Here is an 18,911-nt window from a genome sequence, read left to right on the forward strand (position 1 = left end):
ACGAGTAAAATGGAAAACTTAAAACACGAGATTGTCAATCAGGCGTACATTGCCCAAATGAGCGGCCAGGCAGATCGCGGTCTGCCCCGGTGCCAACACCTCATTGACCGGCTGCATCGTATCGGCATTCACAACCTCGACGTACTCCAGCCGGAAGTTCGGATTGCCGTTAAAAAAGCCCTTCACAGCCGCCTTCGACTGGGAGGTACTCTGTCCCTCCAGCAGCAGATCATGAGCCAGTGTGAGCGCTTTAAATAGCCTTGTGGCCTGTTGTCGCTCGTCGGGCGTGAGGTTACGATTACGGGATGACATAGCTAGTCCATCAATTTCGCGAACAGTAGGGCAGCGAACCAGCTCGATAGGAAAGTTCAGGTCGCGGATCAGCCGGCGGATAACGGCTACCTGTTGCAGGTCTTTCTGCCCAAAATAAGCCCGATCGGGTTGCACGATGTTGAACAGCTTGCCAACTACAATACCAACTCCATTGAAGTGGCCCGGCCGGAAAGCACCCTCCATCTGGGTTTCTAGCTCACCGAAGTTAAGCCGGATGGCAGGCGGTTCCGGGTAGACTTCATCGACCGAAGGAGCAAAAACGACATCGCAGCCAACGGCTTCGAGCTTTTGGTAATCGTCGTCCAGTGTGCGCGGATAGCGAGCCAGATCATCGGCGTTATTGAACTGAACGGGATTGACAAATAGGCTGCTTACAACCAGATCGTTTTCTTGTTTGGCCCGTTCAACGAGTTTGGTGTGCCCTTCGTGCAGGGCACCCATCGTTGGGATGAGTCCAATTTTGTGTGTTGAGCGAAGGGAAGACAGATGCCGGCGCAGGTCGGCAATGGTATCGAAGCGATTCATAACGGTCGGCAGATTTTTCCGGCTGCAATGATAGTTGATTGGTATCTTTTTCGGACAAAATGTATTGAAATACGGGAAAAAATTGTATAATTTTGCAAGTTTTTTGAGAGTCTTAACAACACACCCCGCCCGTTTTTATGAGCAAATTACGCATCCTTTACGTGGCCAGTGAAATCAATCCTTTCCTGAAGACGTCCGACGTCGCTGATTTCGTCCGCAAGCTACCCCAGGCCATGCAGGAACGAGGAATGGAGATCCGGATTTTAGTGCCACGCTTCGGGCTTATCAATGAACGCAAAAATCGGTTGCACGAAGTCGTGCGGCTATCGGGTATCAACATCGCCGTTGGTGATGAGGAAAAACCGTTGATTATTAAAGTTGCGTCAATTCCCACGGCTAAATTACAGGTCTACTTTATTGATAATGAGGATTATTTTCAACGTAAATATGTTTTCCATGATAAGGAAAACCGGTTTTACGATGATAACGATGAGCGAGCTATCTTCTTCTGCAAAGGGGTGCTGGAGACGGTAAAAAAACTCGGCTGGGCTCCCGACATCGTTCATTGTAATGACTGGATGACCGCCCTGATTCCACTTTACCTGAAAACGACCTACAAAAACGACCCGATGTTCAAGGACACCAAGTCCGTTTTTACGGTTTATAACAATTCGTTCGATCACCGGTTTGAGGGTGACATTATTGAAAAGGCCCGTATGATGGACATCGATGATTCGATGCTGGCCGAGTTGAAATCAGCCGATTTTGAAGGGTTTGTCCGGATTGGCTGTGCGTACGCCGATGCCGTTGTCCGGGCCGAAGAGGAGTCGAGCGAAAGCCTGAACGCGATCCTGAACGATCTGCCAGAACACAAGTTCGATGTGGATGAGGACGTAACCGAGCGTTATTTCAATCTGTATACGCAACTGGCAGGTTAATAACCAATTTCTAAAATGAGTGAACCAAAAGCCGGACATTCCGGCTTTTGGCGTTACTTTGCTCCGATTCATTGCTCATCGACAAAAGTAGGCGTCTTCGGGTCCTGGCAACTGTCAGACCAGCGGGCCTAAAAAGGTATAGTCCTTAACTCGTAAACGAACAACCGAATTATGTGCGGCATTGTAGCATACGTTGGCCACCGGGAAGCGTGTCCACTAGTGATCAAAGGGCTGAAACGGCTCGAATACCGGGGCTACGACAGCGCCGGTATCGCCCTGATGAATGAGAGTGGTCTGCACGTGTACAAGAAGAAGGGCAAAGTGGTGGCGCTGGAACAGGAACTGGCCGGCAAAGATGTTCACTCGACCATTGGCATGGGACACACCCGCTGGGCTACCCACGGCGAACCTAACGACGTCAATGCGCACCCGCATTACTCGTTCCACCGGAAACTGGCGATCATCCACAATGGTATTATCGAAAACTATGCGGCCATCAAGCAGGCACTGCTGAAAAAAGGCCACACGTTTACCAGCGAGACCGACACGGAAGTACTAGGTCAGTTCATTGAAGATATCTGGGAAAACAACGGCGGTACACTGGAAGAAGCCGTGCGGCTGGCGTTGCAGGAAGTAGTAGGTGCCTACGCAATCGTGATCATGAACGAAGCGGAACCTACGCAGCTTATTGCGGCCCGCAAGGGATCACCGCTGGTAATTGGGGTAGGCGAGGGTGAATTTTTTCTGGCATCGGATGCGACACCGATCGTCGAATACACCAAGGACGTTATCTACCTCAACGACTACGAAATTGCAGTTATCAAAAACGGCGAACTGACCGTTGTGACGCTCGATAATACGACCACAACGCCTTACGTTCATAAAGTCGAACTGGAGTTGGAGGCCATCGAAAAGGGCGGTTTCGACCACTTCATGCTCAAGGAAATCTTTGAGCAGCCACGCTCCATTGCCGACTCGATGCGGGGGCGCGTCAAGGCCGACGAAGGAACGCTGCAACTGGGCGGTCTGCGCGATTACCTGGACAAGCTGGCAAAATCGAAGCGGATCGTCATCATTGGCTGTGGAACCTCCTGGCACGCGGGACTGGTTGCCGAATATATCTTTGAAGAACTGGCCCGCATCCCGGTCGAAGTTGAATACGCGTCGGAGTTTCGATACCGGAATCCAATCATCAAGGAAGGCGATATTGTCATCGCTATTTCGCAGTCGGGCGAAACCGCCGATACGCTGGCTGCGATTGAACTGGCTAAATCCAAAGGGGCCACCATTTTTGGCGTTTGCAACGTGGTTGGTTCGTCCATCGCCCGTGCCACGGATGCGGGGGCCTTTACCCACGCCGGGCCCGAAATTGGGGTTGCCAGCACGAAAGCGTTTACGGCGCAGGTGACGGTGCTGACGCTCATGGCGCTGGCTGCGGCCAAGCGGAAGGGCACGATTTCGGATTCACTATTCCGGCAGCTGCTGGCCGAACTGGAAAGTATTCCGGCAAAGGTAGAGCGGGTGTTGCAGGCGGCTGACAAGATCAAGGAGATTGCCTATATCTTCACCTATGCCCGTAATTTTATATACCTGGGTCGGGGGCTGAACTTCCCCGTTGCGCTGGAAGGCGCATTGAAACTGAAAGAGATCAGCTATATCCACGCCGAGGGTTACCCGGCTGCCGAGATGAAGCACGGACCGATCGCGCTCATCGACGAAGACATGCCGGTCGTTGTGATTGCCACAAAAGATTCGTCGTACGAGAAAGTGGTATCGAACATCCAGGAGGTAAAAGCCCGGAAAGGCCGCGTCATTGCGATCACTACCGAGGGCGATACACACTTACCGGGCATGGTTGATTTTACGATCGAGATTCCCAAAGTTCACGAAATGCTGATGCCACTGGTATCGGTAGTGCCCCTGCAATTGCTGGCCTACGACATTGCCGTCATGCGCGGTCGGAACGTGGACCAACCCCGGAATCTGGCCAAATCGGTAACTGTGGAATAGAGAATCTAATACTGGTTGAAAGCGCGATCAATAATCGAATTGGTCGCGCTTTTTTTATGGTTGAATGCTGATAACGAGCGATGAGTGCGTAACGAACTGGAGATTTTTTCTGTAGACCGCTCAAACCTTATATTGGTAAGAGAGGCCTTGTCGTTCTAGTTATAATCATTAAATTTATGCAATAAAATCTACTTATAGTTCATAATAATATCAATTGAGTTGTATTGACTAGTGAAGTGCCACTTACATACGAAGAGTAACGAATACGTGTAAGATCAGCGGTTTTAACAAGTTTCTAAACACTTGACAGGATGAAAAAGCAACTTATCATTTTCGGAATTACGCTGTGTATGGCTTGCCAGCGCGATGCGCCGAGTGTTCAACCGGTATCTGCTCCTGATGCTGCCAACGTTATAGCGGGTACGTACACGGCGAATATATCCCGTCTGCCCGATGTAAAATCGTATCCCATCAATGGCAAGACGATCACCTTTCAGATAGAACGAATTGCCGCTGACACCGTACGCGTTCGAGTGCAGGCCCCTGCCAACGGCTTCTATTCGCCTGCCCGGGATACCACCTATAATAAAGTCTATGTGCTGACAAAATCACAGGGCTATTACTTAACCTTAGAAACAGACCCAACTCAACCGAATAATCAGTTGGGTAGCGAACTCGTTATTGCCGCTCCTGTACTACCCGCTACCGCCCCCAATTGGGCTTCTTACGTATTTCTGCCGCCGGGCTATAAACTAGGGCGCGTATCCGCTGAGTTCACGAAAACCAAGTAGCCCTGATCAGAGATTTCCAACAAGCGCGATCGATAGCTGAATCGATCGCGCTTGTTCTATGGTTGCACTCTGACAACCCGTAGTGTGCCTAAACTGCGTATGCGTAGATAAACCTTATTTTTTACGCATAACAACTAAAGTTGTGTCATAAAATTTGATATTAATAGATGCTACTGTCGATTAAGTTATATTGCTTACCGTAATTGCACTTATACAACAGGAAAATTAGGGATGGAACAAATTTCAATTGGTAGCATCGTTCAACTTAAATCAGGTGGGCCTCAAATGACGGTTGTGGCATATGGCACGAAGATCGAATTTGGGTCTATACTAGGCAGACACGTGGAAGATAAGGAAAAGGTGAAGTGTCAATGGTTTGATTCAACAGCAACTTTACAGGATGGTGTCTTTCCTGTCGAGTCATTGAAGCTAGACTAGTCGTTCCTGGCTGCTTGGCGTAGGTAGCTGGTGGGGCGACATGAATAGATTTGCTGGTATGGCTTTTCCTTTGTAGCAATCGACAAATTACTTAATTGATCATAGAAAAGTCGAACAACATAAAGGGAGTGGCTGTTGCAAAAGCCAATACCTGCTAGCGAGGCTGAGTTAGCCAGCTATTTTTAACTCATTGGCAGGTCGGCAACTGACCCGTAAACCTGTTACCTAATTCATTGGGGACTTTGGCAACAGCCACACCACTTATACAACGGCAAAAAATTCAAGTGTCAGGCGTGTCGGTTTGCTTCCCTTATCTAAAGCGCTTAAGTGGCTACTATGGTTAATATACTGCTGAGCAGTATAGCTATCTTTGATTACATGGTAAGCGAAGCTGCAAGTATTCGATCCGGAGAATCAAACGCAATAGAAAATGATACCTTATCACATGAGTTTGCAAAAAGAGCGCTTACCATAGGCGGCATAATCGCGAAACCTGAAAAGTATCACAATCAGCATGTGTGGGTAAAAGGGTACATGAATCTCAAATTCGAAGGTGACGCTATTTATTGGCGCCAGATAGACTATCGAAATGGTAAGTATAGGAATGCTTGTTAGGTAGCGTTTTCTGACTCACTACTACAAGCAAAAGAGTAACCGATTATAGCAAGCATTACGTTGTGCTTAATGGTATTTTCGATGCGACTTGAGGTAGTCATGGAAGATTAAATTCTGGTGCAATAACTAAAATCATTAGCTTGAACAGTTTACAAAAGAATGTCAAATAATTTAATTAGTGCGAGTTTTGCTACTAGACAAACTTATGCATCTCTCTTACTTCAATTGAGTAATGTGAAGGTTAGCTATGCAAAAGAGCTGAAAAAAGCACAGTATTTGACTGTTCGTTGAAGCAGCTAAGCATTGTACTTTTCGAATAGCTGGTCCATACTTACACTGTTAACGTACGCGGAATTGTTCGGATAGGGCGTATTGGCATACTGTTACAGACACGCATTTGCCGTAATCCTGAATTTACAAAAGCACGATGAGGCTTATCTTCACCGCGCTTTGTTTCTTTGTGCTTCTGACGGCTTTCAATTATCAGCCGTGTCAACACAGATTGTAAAATCAAACCTCCGTTTATGTTAATCACCACGATGAAGACCGTTACGCTCCTTTTTGGGCTGCTCTGTTTAACGCTTACGGCGACTACGGCCCAGCCGTTCAGAGGGCTCGACAAGTCGCCGATGGATATGGCCTATTATCCGGACGACTACGCGCATGATCGCAAATTTGCCCCTGCCAAGATCGGTGGCGACAAGGCTATGGTTCGGGTGACGTACACACGTCCGGCCAAAAACGACCGCGACGTATTCGGCAAATTGGTGCCCTACGGCAAGGTTTGGCGGATGGGTGCGAATGAAGCGCCCGAGATTAAATTTTATCAGAACGTTACGATTGGTGGCAAAAAAATACCCGCCGGAAACTACGCACTGCTGGCGATTCCCAACGAAAAGGAGTGGACGATCATCTTCAGTTCCGACCTCGACCAGTGGGGAGCCTATAGCTACAACGAAGCCCTGGACGTAGCTCGCGTTAATGTGCCTGTACAGAAAGCAGACAACGTGATCGAAAATTTTTCGATTCAGTTTGTTAAGAAAGACCCGAAGAACGCTACGATGAACATCGGCTGGGATACGACGATCGTAGCTGTTCCGATCTCGATGCAGTAGGTGGAAAACGAACGGTGTCCCAGTGTTCATATCAATCGCTTAATTGAACTATCGCCCGGAATCGTGTGGCCCAATTTCAATCCTGACCGGAGATTGGAACATAGCGAAACACGATTCCGGGCGATCGGTTTGTTAAGGCTTGTTGAACCGCTTTGTGTCGAGATGGAAACTACGCCACGAATGCCAAAATTCCTGATACGCCCGGCGCATCGGTGCGAGCCGTTTACCCGCTAATGGTCCGGCTGTGCAATGCCCGCGCCATGTCCAGACGGAGTGCGTTTCTTCGTCCATGAGTTGACGGTTGGCGTAGCGGAACGTGAGTACCTGCGTACCTACGCGCCGATTCCATGCGCCGAATGATGCACTGTCGGGAGCCATCGTCAACACTAGCGGTTCGCCCCCGACAACATCATTAAGCACCCGCTTTTTTTGTAGCTCATTCCAGTCATAAGCCGTGGTGAATCCAGCCTGCTCCACCCCGATAATCCACGATTTGGGTTGCCACGAAGCCGAATCGCGCCGGGTAAGTTTGCCTTTCGACAGCCCGCGGTCATAGCTTTTCATACGCTCAAATTCGTCGGCGAAAGCGGGATCCGCCTGTAACACACGCGTGTTAGGATGTTCGGCAGCCCATTCGCCAAGAGTCATCTGCCGGGCGGGTAGATCCAGAATGGCCTGACCACGTAGTGGACCCACCACGGCCTCACCAGTGGCCTGCCGCCACCACGTACCCGTCCGTTTGTCTTCGAACATGGCGTTAAAGTGGTCCATGCCCACCAGCCGAAACTCATCGGCCTGACCCCGTACCAGCGGGCTAAAGACCCGACCAGTCCGGCAAACGGTGCAGTAGGTGACCATGATGGGCTGACTGCCTACCGTATCGCGTACCTGATGGTGATAGCCAATCAGTTGTAGCGGATAAGCCGTAGCTTGCCCAACCGACTCAAAACCAATCACGAGTTTGTCGAGCGGAATTTTGTTCTCACTCATCGGTACCACCCGTTTGTGGATGGGCTGTTTAAACAACTGGTCGGCCATCATTTCCTGATTTACCATGTACAGCACCACGCTGTAGAGAAGGAGCAACCCACCCGCAACGTAGCGATACCATTTCCGGACAGGTTTGACCAGGAGCCGAAACGCCGGGTAGAATAGGAAAAGAAGTCCGACCAACCGTAACCAGCCGATGTTGGTATGGAGCCAGTACGCGAGTTCAACGCGACCGAGCGACGCCTGACTCGGGTCATCGGCGTCGAGCCCAAGCTGGCTGCCCGGAAATGGCATGATGAAATACACGCTCAGTAATTCCAGGGCAATGAGCAGAACTATCGAAATTAAAAAATAGAGAAGAAAACGGTTCATTGAAAAGACGATCAGGTAATCAATAAAGCAGGCGGTATTCTGGAACAACAGGGCTGTGTTTCAATCAGACCTAATGGCTGATTAACACGTCCCCACCGGCTTTGTCCATTCAGCCGAATGAACAGAAGTGCACAGCCAATGGTATAGCAAACGTATACCACAGACTGATTGGCAAGGGTCAATAAACAAGAAGGTCTAAGCGCGATGAGATTCGGGCGGGGGCGAGTAAATGGGTAAGGGCCGTGAGGAAAAAATGAACACGGGGGCGGGGAGGTGCACCGCGTCGCGCCAGCCGAATCGGAACGAATGAAGAACGAGCTGGGGCGTAAGCGAATACTCTTTGAGCAATAACTTCAGCAACTGGCTGGCCTTGCGGTTGGCTGTGTCGGAATTGGTAAGGTGATCGTGTAAAAAGGTTAACAAGTCACTTGTCCAGAACGAGCGATCGTTGGTTTCCAGACCAGCAATCAGGAGGGTGTCATGCTGCATATGCAGGCTAACGACATCGTAATAGTGGCCCCGGTAGCCAAACCCACCCGTCGTGGCCTCAACCAGCTCGGTCGCCTTCGTTTTATCGTTGATGGGAATCTGAAACTCAACCAGACTATCAACGGACCGATAGACGATCAGGTGTTTCGACAGGTCATGCTGCTCCTGCCACTGCGTGCTGACAAATACGAGTACGTACCCCAGCGAGTGGTAAACCAGAAGCAGCAATAGTCCAAGACCGACGATACGTCTCACGGTTGTTCAATGAGATAATACGACAAATGTACCTGTTTTCCCGACGAATCGTAGCCGGCACTAGGGCGTATCGGGGGTGGCAGCCACAATACTGGTTAGCCGTTGTGTAACATCAACCCTTGACCCGTTTGTAGGTTTCGATGATGACCCGATCGATACCAAGCTTCTCCAGTTTTTCAACGCCTTTTTGCGTCAGCGTATCGTTGGCGATTTTAACCACAAACTCAAATTTGTGATTTTCCCAGTCTTTATCGCTGTAATAATCCAGATGCTCGGTGTAGACGCTATCCGCCAAGGTGTAGGTCCCGCCACCGGCCGAAAACTCCGCTTTAGACGAGTCTTTGTCTTTGCCTACTGCGTGATTCAGGAAAGCGAAATGCGTTGGACTAATGATCTTGATCATTTTATGCGTCGAGTCAAACGTAGAAAAACTTGTGTCCTTCTCGGTCGTCGTCGCCGAAATCAATTCCCAGGTTCCGGTAATTGGAGCAGCTGTTTCTTTTTTAGCGCAACTACTCAACGCGAAAACGGCCACCGCAACACGTACTACATTCTTGACCTTCATATTTTTATTGCCTTCTCAGGCGTAGTGAATGGGACTGATTGAATGCATGGTTGACAAGCTAATCTTGCCGGTAACTATAAAAGCACAGTTCGCTGGCTTCGTACTGTAAGACTTGGTTAGCTGGTCAGGATCGTTAGCCCGCTAAGCGATAGCCGTCTGGACAACTAAACCGAAAAAGCGTATACGATTACCGGCTTCTTGTTTGTTTTGTGAGTTGAAGCACAGGCTGAATGGACATGCCGCTATTGACCGGGGTGGTATGTCTTTTCCACATGCTTCTGCACATCTTCGGGATAGAACAGCACGTCTTTGAAGTTACCTTCGCAATAGAGCGGAGCCTGATCAGTAAAGTGCTTGGCACCGGGCCGACTGCTTTGGCCACCCGTCACGACGGAGCGGGCTTTTACGCGTTTGCCAAATTCAACGACGGCCACAAAACTGTTGCCCACGCTGCCATATCGTTTTTTTGTGCCGGGATAGGTCTTGGCCGCAAAAGCCGCCAGCGAACCCCAGGCCGATGAGGTAAAGGCAACCGGAAGGCTCGGCTTCTGATCGTCGTACGTTTCCTGGATGTTGCCGGTCAGACGCTGGTAGCGGTTTATGTCGCCCCAGGGTGTTTTCCAGGTGCCAAAATCGCGGGTCAGATCGGTAAGTACCTCAGCCAATGCCGTCACTTTTTCCTGTGGCGTAGTCGAACTGATCGTAAATGCCGTCAGGCTTAGATTGTCGAATCGCTGGTCGCCAGCCGCGCGGCTACGGGCCAGTTTCTGAATTTTTTCGCCCCAAAAGATTGCTAGTGTCTGGCCGATCGACGTAACGCCGTACGATTTATTCCAGCTTTTTAGAATCTGGATGGCTTCGGGTAAACCGTTTTTCTGGTTCGCTGAGTCGCCGGAAACCGTTTGGTAAGCATTCAGCAGGGCGGGCAGCAGTTCGTCGAAGGCCACCAGATGGGGGTCGTTGGCGGCCGCAATCAGCGTGTCGAGCGTAAAAAATGACCTGCGGCTCAGCACCCGAACGGCATTGATACCCCGGTAGTTTTCGGCGTCGGGAGCCATGTAGGCCGGATATTTGCCTTTCTCGGGACTGCTGTTGCCCGATACAGTAAACGGCGTCGCGTTGCAGTTCTGAATCCAGCCGCTGGCCGGGTTGCGCACCTGAACGATCTCATCGACCGAATGCAAACCTTTCCAGTCGGTTTCCGGATTGCTGCCATCGACGGGCTGGCTCCAGTCAAATTTGGGGTCGCGCTTTGGCATGAAATTGCCGTGCCAGTAGGCAATGGTTCCGTTACGGTCGGCAAAGATCGTATTATTCGACGCATTGCCATTGAGTTTCATGACTTCCTTAAAACTCGCGTAACCCGTTGCTTTGGTGCGCAGGTACGACTGTTCGAGCGCGTTCAGGGGCGTATTCATCATGTCTACCGCAATCCATTTGCCGTCTTTCTCGCCCGCAATAGGACCATGTTCGGTAAAATACATCGTAAAGTTCTTGTACTGAACACCCGTTCCCGATTTGTAGGGCAGTCGTACGGTCTGCGTTCGAACCGGTTTGAGCGCACTGCCATGTTTGTAGAAAAGAGCGTTATTCTTCTTCTCGATGGTTTCCAGGTACTCGTCCATCGAATCGGCATAACTCGTCGTATGCATCCAGCCGCAGTTCTCGTTGAATCCCTGGTAAATGAAAAACTGCCCCCACGTAACCGCGCCGTAAGCGTTCAGGCCACTCTGGCTAACCATGTGAACCTCCGACCGGAAATAGAATGAGGTATGCGGGTTGATCAGGAGCAGCGCATTTTTCGTCGCACTTTTAGATGGGGCAATTGCAAACCCATTCGAGCCGACAGACTCACGCTCGTAGTGATCGACGTTGTGCAGCCAGGAGGTCGATTTACGCTGTTCGTAAAACGCCTTGATTCGTTCGGTGGGTACCACGCTAATGTTGCCTCCGATACTGCCTTCACTAAACATAAGCGGCATCCAGGGTTGGAATCGTTTTAACAATCTGGGCTTAACAGTGGGGTGCGTGTAGAGGTAATAATTGGTGCCGCTGGCAAACGCATCGAGTAAACTTTTCATCCAGGCCGGGCTTTTCTTGTAGATGGCGATTGCCTGGGTACTATCCATGAAAAGCCTTGCCCGCAGATCGTGGTAAAGCGCCGATTCACCCTCAATTTCCGCCAGCCTCCCGATCGACGTGATGTAATTTTCCTCGACCCGATCAAAATCGTCTTCGCACTGGGTATAGAGCAGGCCAAAAACCACATCGGCATCGGTTTTTCCGTAGATGTGCGGAACGCCCCACGTGTCGCGGGTTATGGTAACTTGTTTGGCCTGCTGCTGCCAGCGCGCAATCTCTGCCTGGCTAAACGATTGGCCTTGGACTGAGATGGAAACGAAGCTAAACAGAGCTAGGAAGAGGAACAGAAACGGCTGAAAAGTAACGCGATTCATCAACGAAAAGGTAGTAAAATGGGAACAGGTGACTAAGTACGGTATTTTCGTGTTGGGTTTACTGGCCAGTAGCCACAAAACGTTTCGGAGCCCTCCGGTGGTGGGTGGCCTGTTCATACGCATAGGTCAACCGAATTAACGTTGGCTCGTCAAACATACGGCCCAAAAACTGAATGCCCGCCGGTAAATCACCCGTCGTAAAACCCATCGGAATGGTGAACGCAGGCTGACCCGTAGCTGGCGCAATCAGCTGGCTGTTATCGCCTTTGTACCCCTTCGCATCGCCTACCAATGCCGGCGGATAATTCCAGGTCGGGTAAACGAGCGCATCAACATGCAGCCGATCCATTTCGGTTTCGATAGCATTGCGGAAAGCTACCCGAAGCGGATCGGTGAACGCATCTCCACATGGAATGTCAGGGTGATTTGCCCGGCCCGTGTGCGTTTGCTGGTACGTCAGCCGGTCGCGCACAATGTCCGAATACCCACCCACCCGAATGATGTCGTTGATCGTTTGTAAAGAATCTCGTTTGACAAACGTGCGAAGATAGGTTTCGATATCTGTCCGAAACTCTGCGCACCACTGATCCGCCCGCAACGAGTCGAACTCGGGAACGGTAACGTCAACGATCTGAGCGCCCATGCGCGTCATATCGGCCAGGGCCTGGTCAAAAAGCTGCTTGATCTCCGGGTGAATGGCTTTATCACTCACCTGACGAAGCACACCGATACGGGCTTTTTTCAGGCCGTCTTTCCGTAAGAACTGCGTATAGGTTTTAGGAATTTTACCCTGACTATGTTTAGTGATTGGATCATTGGGATCGTATCCGGCGGTGACCTCGAGCAACCGGGTCGCATCGTCGACCGTGCGACACATGGGCCCGCCAACATCGTTGCGGGTATAGAGCGGAATGATGCCGTAGCGACTCACCAGCCCCAGCGACGTGCGGAAACCAGCCAGCGCGTTGTGGGATGCGGGACCACGAATGGAATTACCCGTATCGGAGCCTAACCCGATTGTGCCCAGATTCGCGGCTACGGCTGCTGCCGTACCACCGCTCGATCCGGCTGGCACATAGGCTAAATTATACGGATTACGAGTTTCGCCCGCTATCGAACTTTGCGAGTGCATGGGCGTAAAAGCCCATTCGGCCATATTTGATTTGGCCAGTACAATGGCACCAGCTTCGCGTAGTTTCCGAACCTGATACGCATCCTCATCGGGAGTGAAGCCTTTCAAGGCTATTGAGCCACCCGTTGTTTGCAGTCCCTTCGTGTTAAAATTGTCTTTGATGATAACCGGAATGCCATGTAGCGGGCGCAGCTTGCCGGTTTTCCGAAATTCCTCATCCAGCGAGCGTGCTGTGGCCATCGCTTCGGGATTGATGACAATGATTGAATTAAGTTTGGTCGACTGATCGTACGTCCGGATTCGTTCCAGATACGCCGTTACCAACGCTTCACTCGTTAGTGAACCGGTGCGGAAAGCCTGATGAATAGCGCTGATTGTAGCTTCAACTAACTCGAATTTGGCGGGTGCTGTTTTTTGCCGTGACTGAGCGCGGGCGGATACCATCCAGACTGGACTTAGGAGCACCAGAAAAAGATAAAAACGTAGCTGATGAAGACGGACAGGTCGCGGCATACGATAAGGAAGAATGTGTAATCGTACGGTAAAAGTAGGTGTTCCTGCGGTATAAATCGAATTCGCCGATCATTTGTATGGTGTACAAACTTATTGTCAAAATAAATTGACTGATAAAAGTCCGTTGTGGTGTAGCACTGGAGAAGTACCTGTAATAAATCGGGCAATTAGTTCGGATAATAACAGCAATGCGGAGCTAGCTTCTGAAAACCAGCTCCGCGTTGGCGGGTAAGATAGAATGGATGCGGCTAACGTGCGTTTGTTAGGCCAGCGATTTTAGAAACTCATCCAGGCTCAGGGGCTCACGACCCAGCAACTCCGCTAATGTGGAAGAAGGTACATCGAACTCGCCTTTTTTGATGCCTTCGGCCATTCCGGCAAAAATCGTGACGGCTGGCGGGGGTAAATGTTTCGCCAGTTCAGCTTCGTAAGCACTGCCCGGAATGTCGAGGTACGCAACAGTCGTTCCGTCATGGCCTAAACCCGCTGCCAGATCGCTGAACGACCAGGCGGTTGATGCGCCAATGTCATATACTTTATTTTCGTGTTTTGCGGTGGCCGTGAGGGCGTTGGCTAGCCCTTCGGCGATGTCTCTGCGCAGCACGAAGCTGGTTTTGCCATCACCGGCCGGATAAGGAAGTTTGCCCGTTTGTACCGCATCACCGATGACCATGGGCAGGACGTCCAGGTACAGATTGTTGCGGAAGATCGTGTAGGTCAACCCGGAGCCGATGAGCAGATTTTCGGTGTGAAAATGGTCGATGGCCGGGGTAAACGACGACGTTAGCGATGGGTTTGGGGCGCTGGTATAAAAAACGTGTTTGACGCCGGCTTCGTTGGCGGCCGCAATCACATTACTGTGCTGCCGAACCCGCTCTTCGCCCAATACGGCGCTGGAGATCAGTAAGAGTGTATCAACACCGGCTAAACTGGCGACCAGCGATGCCGGATCGGTGTAATCGCCCTGCCGGACCGATACGCCCTTGTCCGCGAATTCAGTGACTTTCTGCGAGTCTCTGACGATGGCCACCAGCGATTCTGGATTTGTTTTGGTAAGCAGGAAGTCGAGCGTGGCTTTGCCTAGGTGGCCTGATGCGCCGGTAATTGCAATCATGATGCTATTGGTTTCTTTTAATTTGTTAGTTACTTTTGGTAACTCAAAAGTATTTAGTAACCGTCATCTTCGCAAGAAGGTATGTTTTGGTGCCTCAGTAACATGGACAGAACTATTGTTGATTACCAGTCGAATAGGTTACAGGAAAAGTTGCATAAAATTTTAGGATCGGTTGGCGGAACCGCGAGCGGTTGTCCAATCCGGAACATTCTGGACCGGTTCAGCGATAAATGGTCAACCTTATCCATCTTCCATCTGGGCGATGCGGGGACACTACGCTTCAACGAACTGAAAAAACGAATCGATGGCATCTCGCAACGAATGCTTACCGTAACGCTGCGTACGCTCGAACGCGACGGGCTGGTAACGCGCCGGGTGTACCCCCAGATTCCACCACGGGTCGAGTATGAGTTGACGGATTTAGGGCGTAGTTTCCTCGTTCAGATCATTGAGCTTGGCGACTGGGCCAGCGTTCATAGTGCGCAGATCATGCAGGCCAGAGAACAATACGCTGCCCGCGAGCATCTGGTTGTTGAGTGATTTCCCTCCCTCACCGACCCGTCGGACCGCCCCAACCCCTCCCGCAACGGCGGACCACCCATACTGGGCGAGGGGAGCAGAGGGGTTAACGCTGCTTCAGCCAATCGTCTAGTATTATTTTTTGCCGCTTGTCGGGGTTTGGGAGTCGCGAAATCTGAAAATTTCGTTCGGACTTTTTTTCTGCTATTATCGTCTTTTCCTGGGTTTGTCCCTGCTGAACCGGGCGCAGTTTTATAGCCTCACCAGTGCGTATGGCTTTAACCGCAGCCAACGTTGCCCGCTGTTCATTGAGTGTCAACAATAGGGCTCCGCTCCGAACACCGGCTTTCCAGGCTGGCGATTCCCAATCGACGGTCGAAACGAATAAACTGTCCGATTTTTCGCGTAGCGTCAAGCCCAGCCAGGCATCGGGCCTCTCCCGGAGTGTGGTATCAATCGCCAAGCCCGCGTAGGCGAGGTATTTTGGGTAGTCGATGGCATCGACGGTCGAGGCATAGGCAAAGATTTCATTTAGTGAGGTACCCGCCGTTTTCTCGCAGACTGCCCGGAATTCGTCATCTGAAAAGCCGCGTTTCTCCTTTTGATAATACGTCTGGTATAGAGTCCGCATCACGTCATCGAGCGACTTTTTGTTATTCGTCTCATGGCGTATCGTGAAGTCCAGTAACATACCCAGAACAGGGCCCTTATCGTAATAAGAAATCGTTTTGTAGGCTTCATCGCCCGTGCGGCCGAACGGACCGTCCGACCAGGTTTCGTAACTGGCCTGGGTAGCCGACTGAAACCGATGGCCTGGTTTGTTCTCATAGGCTGATAGGTTGCCGCGCAAGGCGTTCAGCAGTTCGTCTTCGGTCATCAACCCGGCCCGTCGAAGCATCAGGTATTCGTAATAAACCGTAAACCCTTCCGATACCCAGAGCATGTTTGTTCGGTTTTCCTGCTCGTAGTCGAAGGGGCCGAGCGCCATTGGCCGAATACGTTTTACGTTGTAATGGTGGAAATATTCGTGAGCCAGGAACAGGTACAAGCGTAATTTACCCTGGGGCGTGTTCAAACCGTTGCCGTCAAAACTGATCGAAGTCGAGTTGAGGTGTTCAATGCCTCCTCCACCCGGCCCAATAGCCAGAAAGGTGTAGTGTTTGTACGGAATATCGCCAATGATGGCAGCCCCGGCTTCAACTATTTTCTTAAGATCGGCCATGAACTGCTCCTGATTAAACGACCCCATGTTGTATCCCACGAAATAATGGGGAATACCCGATACCGTGAAGGAGGGGAGTTGCTCCAGGTTGCCCATCAGCATCGGACTGTCGTAGAGCACGTCGAAAGTAGGAGCGGTAAATGTGTTGGTTCTTCCGGCGAGCGAGTCCAGACCGGTAGCTACCCGTGGTTTCCAGCCCGAATACGGGTGGATGGTTACCGTAACGGGTTGCTGAAGTTGATTCGGCACATACATGAACAGGCCAGCGGGTGAGATGTAGCCCTTATGTTCGTCCAGATAGCTGCTGGCGACAAAGTTCCGGGTTGCTTTGACATCATACGAAAGCGTTACTACTGTTGCCTTATTTGCATACACGCGCCAGGTGCTCGCAGCGGTTTTCTCCCAGTTTAGCGGCTTGCCTGCTGCGTTCGTAGCCCGAACGTTCTCGACATGGCTGGCATAGTTCATGAGTTGATAATAGCCGGGTGTCCATACCGGCATTTTAAATTCTACCGTTTCTTGGTCAGGGTTTGGGTAGTTGAGCGTAACGTGGTATAGGTGACTGGCAGGCTTTTCCATTGTCACATCGAACGCCAAGCCGGTTGTCGTTGGTTGCGCGAGCGTATGCAGATGTAAAGTCAAAAATAGAACGGCAAAAATTGACATAGTTGCTGAGAATCGACGGAGCATAGCGAAGAAATAGCCTGAATGGAGGAAACGGCAAAGATAGCCCGATTGTGAAATGAGAAGGTGCTTATACCACCAAACTCGTTTAAAAATAGCTGGTTTTTAGGCGTGGAAAAAGCCGGAAAAAGGCAGCCGGATCGGTCTGATGTAGCGCGAATTATAGACGGGGTAAAATGACTGATTTTATTCGCGTTATCGCTTTGTTATCAGGGCATTGTTTCGTATATTTATCCCTCTAATTAGCAACAAACAACCATACTAATGATGCCGGTTCAGGGGCTATTTTGGTGGCCATTGACCGGCAGGACAACCGCATGAAGCGACGCTCAACTCCGAATCAACTCCAGATCGATTTTCTGGCCACTTTTCGCCGGATGCTCATCAGTCTTGGCAGTCCTGACAACCTGCCTGTCAACGAAAGCCTGTTTATGCGGCTAACCGATCAGTGGGAAAGCACTCAGGTCATTCCCGCTGATTTGTTGTTCCAGAAAAGTCCCATCGAAGCGATCGTTTTCCGGCTTCAGAAAAACGACGATCGGCTGCGTTTCCCTACCGAACTAATCGCGGGTGAGATTCGCGGTGAGCAGGGACTAACGGGGTTTTCTGCCAAGTTCCGTGAACAGGGGTGGGTAATTCTGCCCGCTGAATTATCGGCGATGTACAAAAACCTGTTCCTGAACATTCTGTCGGCGTCCATTGGGCTGGACTATTTGTATCCCTCCCGAATTGAGCTACTGGCCGAAGCCGAGCGTGTGGCCCTGACCGCCATGTTACCCGAAGAGGAGGTTCGTAAATTTTTTGGGTTACGGCTATCGAGGTTTCCGGATAGTTTCCGAAGCGAAGTATCGAACTACTTCAACCTGCCATTCGACTATGTATTGAAGCGTGCCAATCATCTTAATCTTGTTTCTGAACAGGTTATTGACGAAGCGCGGATCAATACACAGTCACTGCGCTCAACAACACTGCGTCGTCCGCAGAGCAGCCGGGCCGCTTAGATCGCGATGCGCAATTTAACGTATCCAAATCGACGTAAACTGCCACGTTGGTTAAGTTTTTGGTAGGGCTTCTTTGATTTTTCGTGAACTTTGGTTAATTATCAGCCGGTTAAGGATACAAATGTACCTAGCCGGCTGTTTTCATGCGCATTTTTACACGGATACTTTTTGGCCTGCTCGTCTTGTTTGGGCTGTTTCTGATCGTAATGCATTTCAGAGCGAAATCGCAGCGTGACGATGAAGAAGCCTATTTGACTACCCTGCGAAAGAACATCACGGTTGCCAGCGGGTCGTTCCCACCCAATGGCGATATGCCGGTCAACTGTAGCTGTCGGGGAAGTGAAGCCTCTCCGGAGCTGGCTTGGGAAGGTGATCTGCCCGATGCCGAATCGTATGTTATTCTGGCCACCGACTACGACGTACCGACGCCCACCTTCCCACTTTTTAATCTCTCTCACTGGGTTCTTTACAATTTGCCCGCATCGGTCCATAGCCTTCCGGAAGCACTGACTACTGAACAGATGCAGCTGCTGGGGGGAAAAGTCGGTAAGAACTCAAGTGGAAGCCTTAAATTTATCGGTCCTTGTCCCCCGGCAGGTCGTCATGCCTACGTCTTTCGCGTGTACGCACTCGACCAGCTACTTTCCTTTACCGATGTACCTACCAAACCGCAGGTTATCGATGCCATGAAAGGACATATCCTAGGCTATGGGGAGCTAAGAGGTTACTTCGAGTGATCAATCTATGCCTATGACAGCAGGTGTTTAGCGGTTGCCTGTCAACGCCTGAAACGAGTGATCCTGTTTCGTTGGTGGCGTACGGCTAGTGGCGCAC

The 18,911-nt window shown here is 50.7% G+C and carries 16 protein-coding genes; 8 read left to right on the forward strand and 8 right to left on the reverse strand.

What is annotated here, in order from left to right; translation table 11 throughout:
• Nucleotides 1-18: 18 nt before the first annotated feature.
• Nucleotides 19-858 carry a pantoate--beta-alanine ligase gene (gene panC, locus GK091_RS07950; protein ID WP_164036077.1) on the reverse strand — a complete coding sequence of 280 codons (840 nt, stop codon included), beginning with the start codon at nt 856-858 and terminating at the stop codon, nt 19-21.
• Nucleotides 859-995: 137 nt separating this feature from the next.
• On the opposite strand from panC, the gene GK091_RS07955 reads away from it, so the two are divergent.
• The 5 genes from GK091_RS07955 (at nt 996) to GK091_RS07975 (ending at nt 6,765) form a co-directional block, all read left to right on the forward strand.
• Nucleotides 996-1,796 (forward strand): glycogen/starch synthase, encoded by an 801-nt coding sequence (locus tag GK091_RS07955; RefSeq protein ID WP_164036079.1) that lies wholly within the window; start codon nt 996-998, stop codon nt 1,794-1,796.
• 171 nt (nt 1,797-1,967) lie between these two features.
• Nucleotides 1,968-3,806, forward strand: coding sequence for a glutamine--fructose-6-phosphate transaminase (isomerizing) (gene glmS / locus GK091_RS07960; protein ID WP_164036081.1), 1,839 nt, complete (start codon nt 1,968-1,970; stop codon nt 3,804-3,806).
• 311 nt (nt 3,807-4,117) lie between these two features.
• Nucleotides 4,118-4,597, forward strand: a complete 480-nt coding sequence (locus GK091_RS07965) for a hypothetical protein (protein WP_164036083.1) — start codon at nt 4,118-4,120, stop codon at nt 4,595-4,597.
• 231 nt (nt 4,598-4,828) lie between these two features.
• Nucleotides 4,829-5,035, forward strand: a complete 207-nt coding sequence (locus GK091_RS30025; protein ID WP_164036086.1) for a DUF2158 domain-containing protein — start codon at nt 4,829-4,831, stop codon at nt 5,033-5,035.
• Between the two features lie 1,154 nt (nt 5,036-6,189).
• A complete protein-coding gene (locus GK091_RS07975; RefSeq protein ID WP_164040646.1) occupies nt 6,190-6,765 on the forward strand; it encodes a DUF2911 domain-containing protein in 576 nt (191 codons plus the stop codon).
• 132 nt (nt 6,766-6,897) lie between these two features.
• Here GK091_RS07975 and GK091_RS07980 read toward each other — a convergent pair whose 3' ends face one another.
• The 6 genes from GK091_RS07980 to GK091_RS08005 all read right to left on the reverse strand — a co-directional run bounded on the left by GK091_RS07980 (nt 6,898) and on the right by GK091_RS08005 (nt 14,651).
• Complete coding sequence (locus GK091_RS07980) at nt 6,898-8,127, reverse strand: DUF3179 domain-containing (seleno)protein (RefSeq protein WP_164036089.1); 1,230 nt, start codon at nt 8,125-8,127, stop codon at nt 6,898-6,900.
• A 195-nt stretch (nt 8,128-8,322) separates the two neighbouring features.
• Nucleotides 8,323-8,871: a hypothetical protein gene (locus GK091_RS07985; RefSeq protein ID WP_164036091.1), complete on the reverse strand. Its 549-nt coding sequence runs from the start codon at nt 8,869-8,871 to the stop codon at nt 8,323-8,325.
• Between the two features lie 112 nt (nt 8,872-8,983).
• Nucleotides 8,984-9,436: a hypothetical protein gene (locus GK091_RS07990; protein WP_164036094.1), complete on the reverse strand. Its 453-nt coding sequence runs from the start codon at nt 9,434-9,436 to the stop codon at nt 8,984-8,986.
• Nucleotides 9,437-9,678: 242 nt separating this feature from the next.
• Entirely contained in the window at nt 9,679-11,892 is a 2,214-nt protein-coding gene (locus GK091_RS07995) for a penicillin acylase family protein (protein ID WP_164036096.1), read from the reverse strand.
• Nucleotides 11,893-11,950: 58 nt separating this feature from the next.
• On the reverse strand, nt 11,951-13,537 hold the full coding sequence (locus GK091_RS08000; RefSeq protein WP_164036099.1) for an amidase: 1,587 nt from the start codon (nt 13,535-13,537) through the stop codon (nt 11,951-11,953).
• Nucleotides 13,538-13,799: 262 nt separating this feature from the next.
• Complete coding sequence (locus GK091_RS08005) at nt 13,800-14,651, reverse strand: SDR family oxidoreductase (RefSeq protein WP_164036102.1); 852 nt, start codon at nt 14,649-14,651, stop codon at nt 13,800-13,802.
• A 102-nt stretch (nt 14,652-14,753) separates the two neighbouring features.
• Here GK091_RS08005 and GK091_RS08010 point away from each other — a divergent pair, with 102 nt between their 5' ends.
• Nucleotides 14,754-15,191, forward strand: coding sequence for a winged helix-turn-helix transcriptional regulator (locus tag GK091_RS08010; protein WP_164036104.1), 438 nt, complete (start codon nt 14,754-14,756; stop codon nt 15,189-15,191).
• An 85-nt stretch (nt 15,192-15,276) separates the two neighbouring features.
• Here GK091_RS08010 and GK091_RS08015 read toward each other — a convergent pair whose 3' ends face one another.
• Nucleotides 15,277-17,058: a M61 family metallopeptidase gene (locus tag GK091_RS08015; RefSeq protein ID WP_164036106.1), complete on the reverse strand. Its 1,782-nt coding sequence runs from the start codon at nt 17,056-17,058 to the stop codon at nt 15,277-15,279.
• Nucleotides 17,059-17,393: 335 nt separating this feature from the next.
• On the opposite strand from GK091_RS08015, the gene GK091_RS08020 reads away from it, so the two are divergent.
• Complete coding sequence (locus GK091_RS08020) at nt 17,394-18,077, forward strand: hypothetical protein (protein WP_170312634.1); 684 nt, start codon at nt 17,394-17,396, stop codon at nt 18,075-18,077.
• 143 nt (nt 18,078-18,220) lie between these two features.
• The gene (locus tag GK091_RS08025) at nt 18,221-18,814 is read left to right on the forward strand and encodes a YbhB/YbcL family Raf kinase inhibitor-like protein (RefSeq protein ID WP_164036108.1); all 594 of its coding nucleotides are present in this window, start codon (nt 18,221-18,223) and stop codon (nt 18,812-18,814) included.
• The last annotated feature ends 97 nt before the right edge of the window (nt 18,815-18,911 follow it).

The organism is Spirosoma agri (assembly GCF_010747415.1).
Taxonomy (GTDB): domain Bacteria; phylum Bacteroidota; class Bacteroidia; order Cytophagales; family Spirosomataceae; genus Spirosoma; species Spirosoma agri.

Bases quoted from the DNA above. Each gene is read 5' to 3' on its own strand.
- panC (WP_164036077.1), bottom strand. From the start codon at position 858: ATGAATCGCTTCGATACCATTGCCGACCTGCGCCGGCATCTGTCTTCC.
- GK091_RS07955 (WP_164036079.1), top strand. From the start codon at position 996: ATGAGCAAATTACGCATCCTTTACGTGGCCAGTGAAATCAATCCTTTC.
- glmS (WP_164036081.1), top strand. From the start codon at position 1,968: ATGTGCGGCATTGTAGCATACGTTGGCCACCGGGAAGCGTGTCCACTA.
- GK091_RS07965 (WP_164036083.1), top strand. From the start codon at position 4,118: ATGAAAAAGCAACTTATCATTTTCGGAATTACGCTGTGTATGGCTTGC.
- GK091_RS30025 (WP_164036086.1), top strand. From the start codon at position 4,829: ATGGAACAAATTTCAATTGGTAGCATCGTTCAACTTAAATCAGGTGGG.
- GK091_RS07975 (WP_164040646.1), top strand. From the start codon at position 6,190: ATGAAGACCGTTACGCTCCTTTTTGGGCTGCTCTGTTTAACGCTTACG.
- GK091_RS07980 (WP_164036089.1), bottom strand. From the start codon at position 8,127: ATGAACCGTTTTCTTCTCTATTTTTTAATTTCGATAGTTCTGCTCATT.
- GK091_RS07990 (WP_164036094.1), bottom strand. From the start codon at position 9,436: ATGAAGGTCAAGAATGTAGTACGTGTTGCGGTGGCCGTTTTCGCGTTG.
- GK091_RS07995 (WP_164036096.1), bottom strand. From the start codon at position 11,892: ATGAATCGCGTTACTTTTCAGCCGTTTCTGTTCCTCTTCCTAGCTCTG.
- GK091_RS08000 (WP_164036099.1), bottom strand. From the start codon at position 13,537: ATGCCGCGACCTGTCCGTCTTCATCAGCTACGTTTTTATCTTTTTCTG.
- GK091_RS08005 (WP_164036102.1), bottom strand. From the start codon at position 14,651: ATGATTGCAATTACCGGCGCATCAGGCCACCTAGGCAAAGCCACGCTC.
- GK091_RS08010 (WP_164036104.1), top strand. From the start codon at position 14,754: ATGGACAGAACTATTGTTGATTACCAGTCGAATAGGTTACAGGAAAAG.
- GK091_RS08015 (WP_164036106.1), bottom strand. From the start codon at position 17,058: ATGTCAATTTTTGCCGTTCTATTTTTGACTTTACATCTGCATACGCTC.
- GK091_RS08020 (WP_170312634.1), top strand. From the start codon at position 17,394: ATGAAGCGACGCTCAACTCCGAATCAACTCCAGATCGATTTTCTGGCC.
- GK091_RS08025 (WP_164036108.1), top strand. From the start codon at position 18,221: ATGCGCATTTTTACACGGATACTTTTTGGCCTGCTCGTCTTGTTTGGG.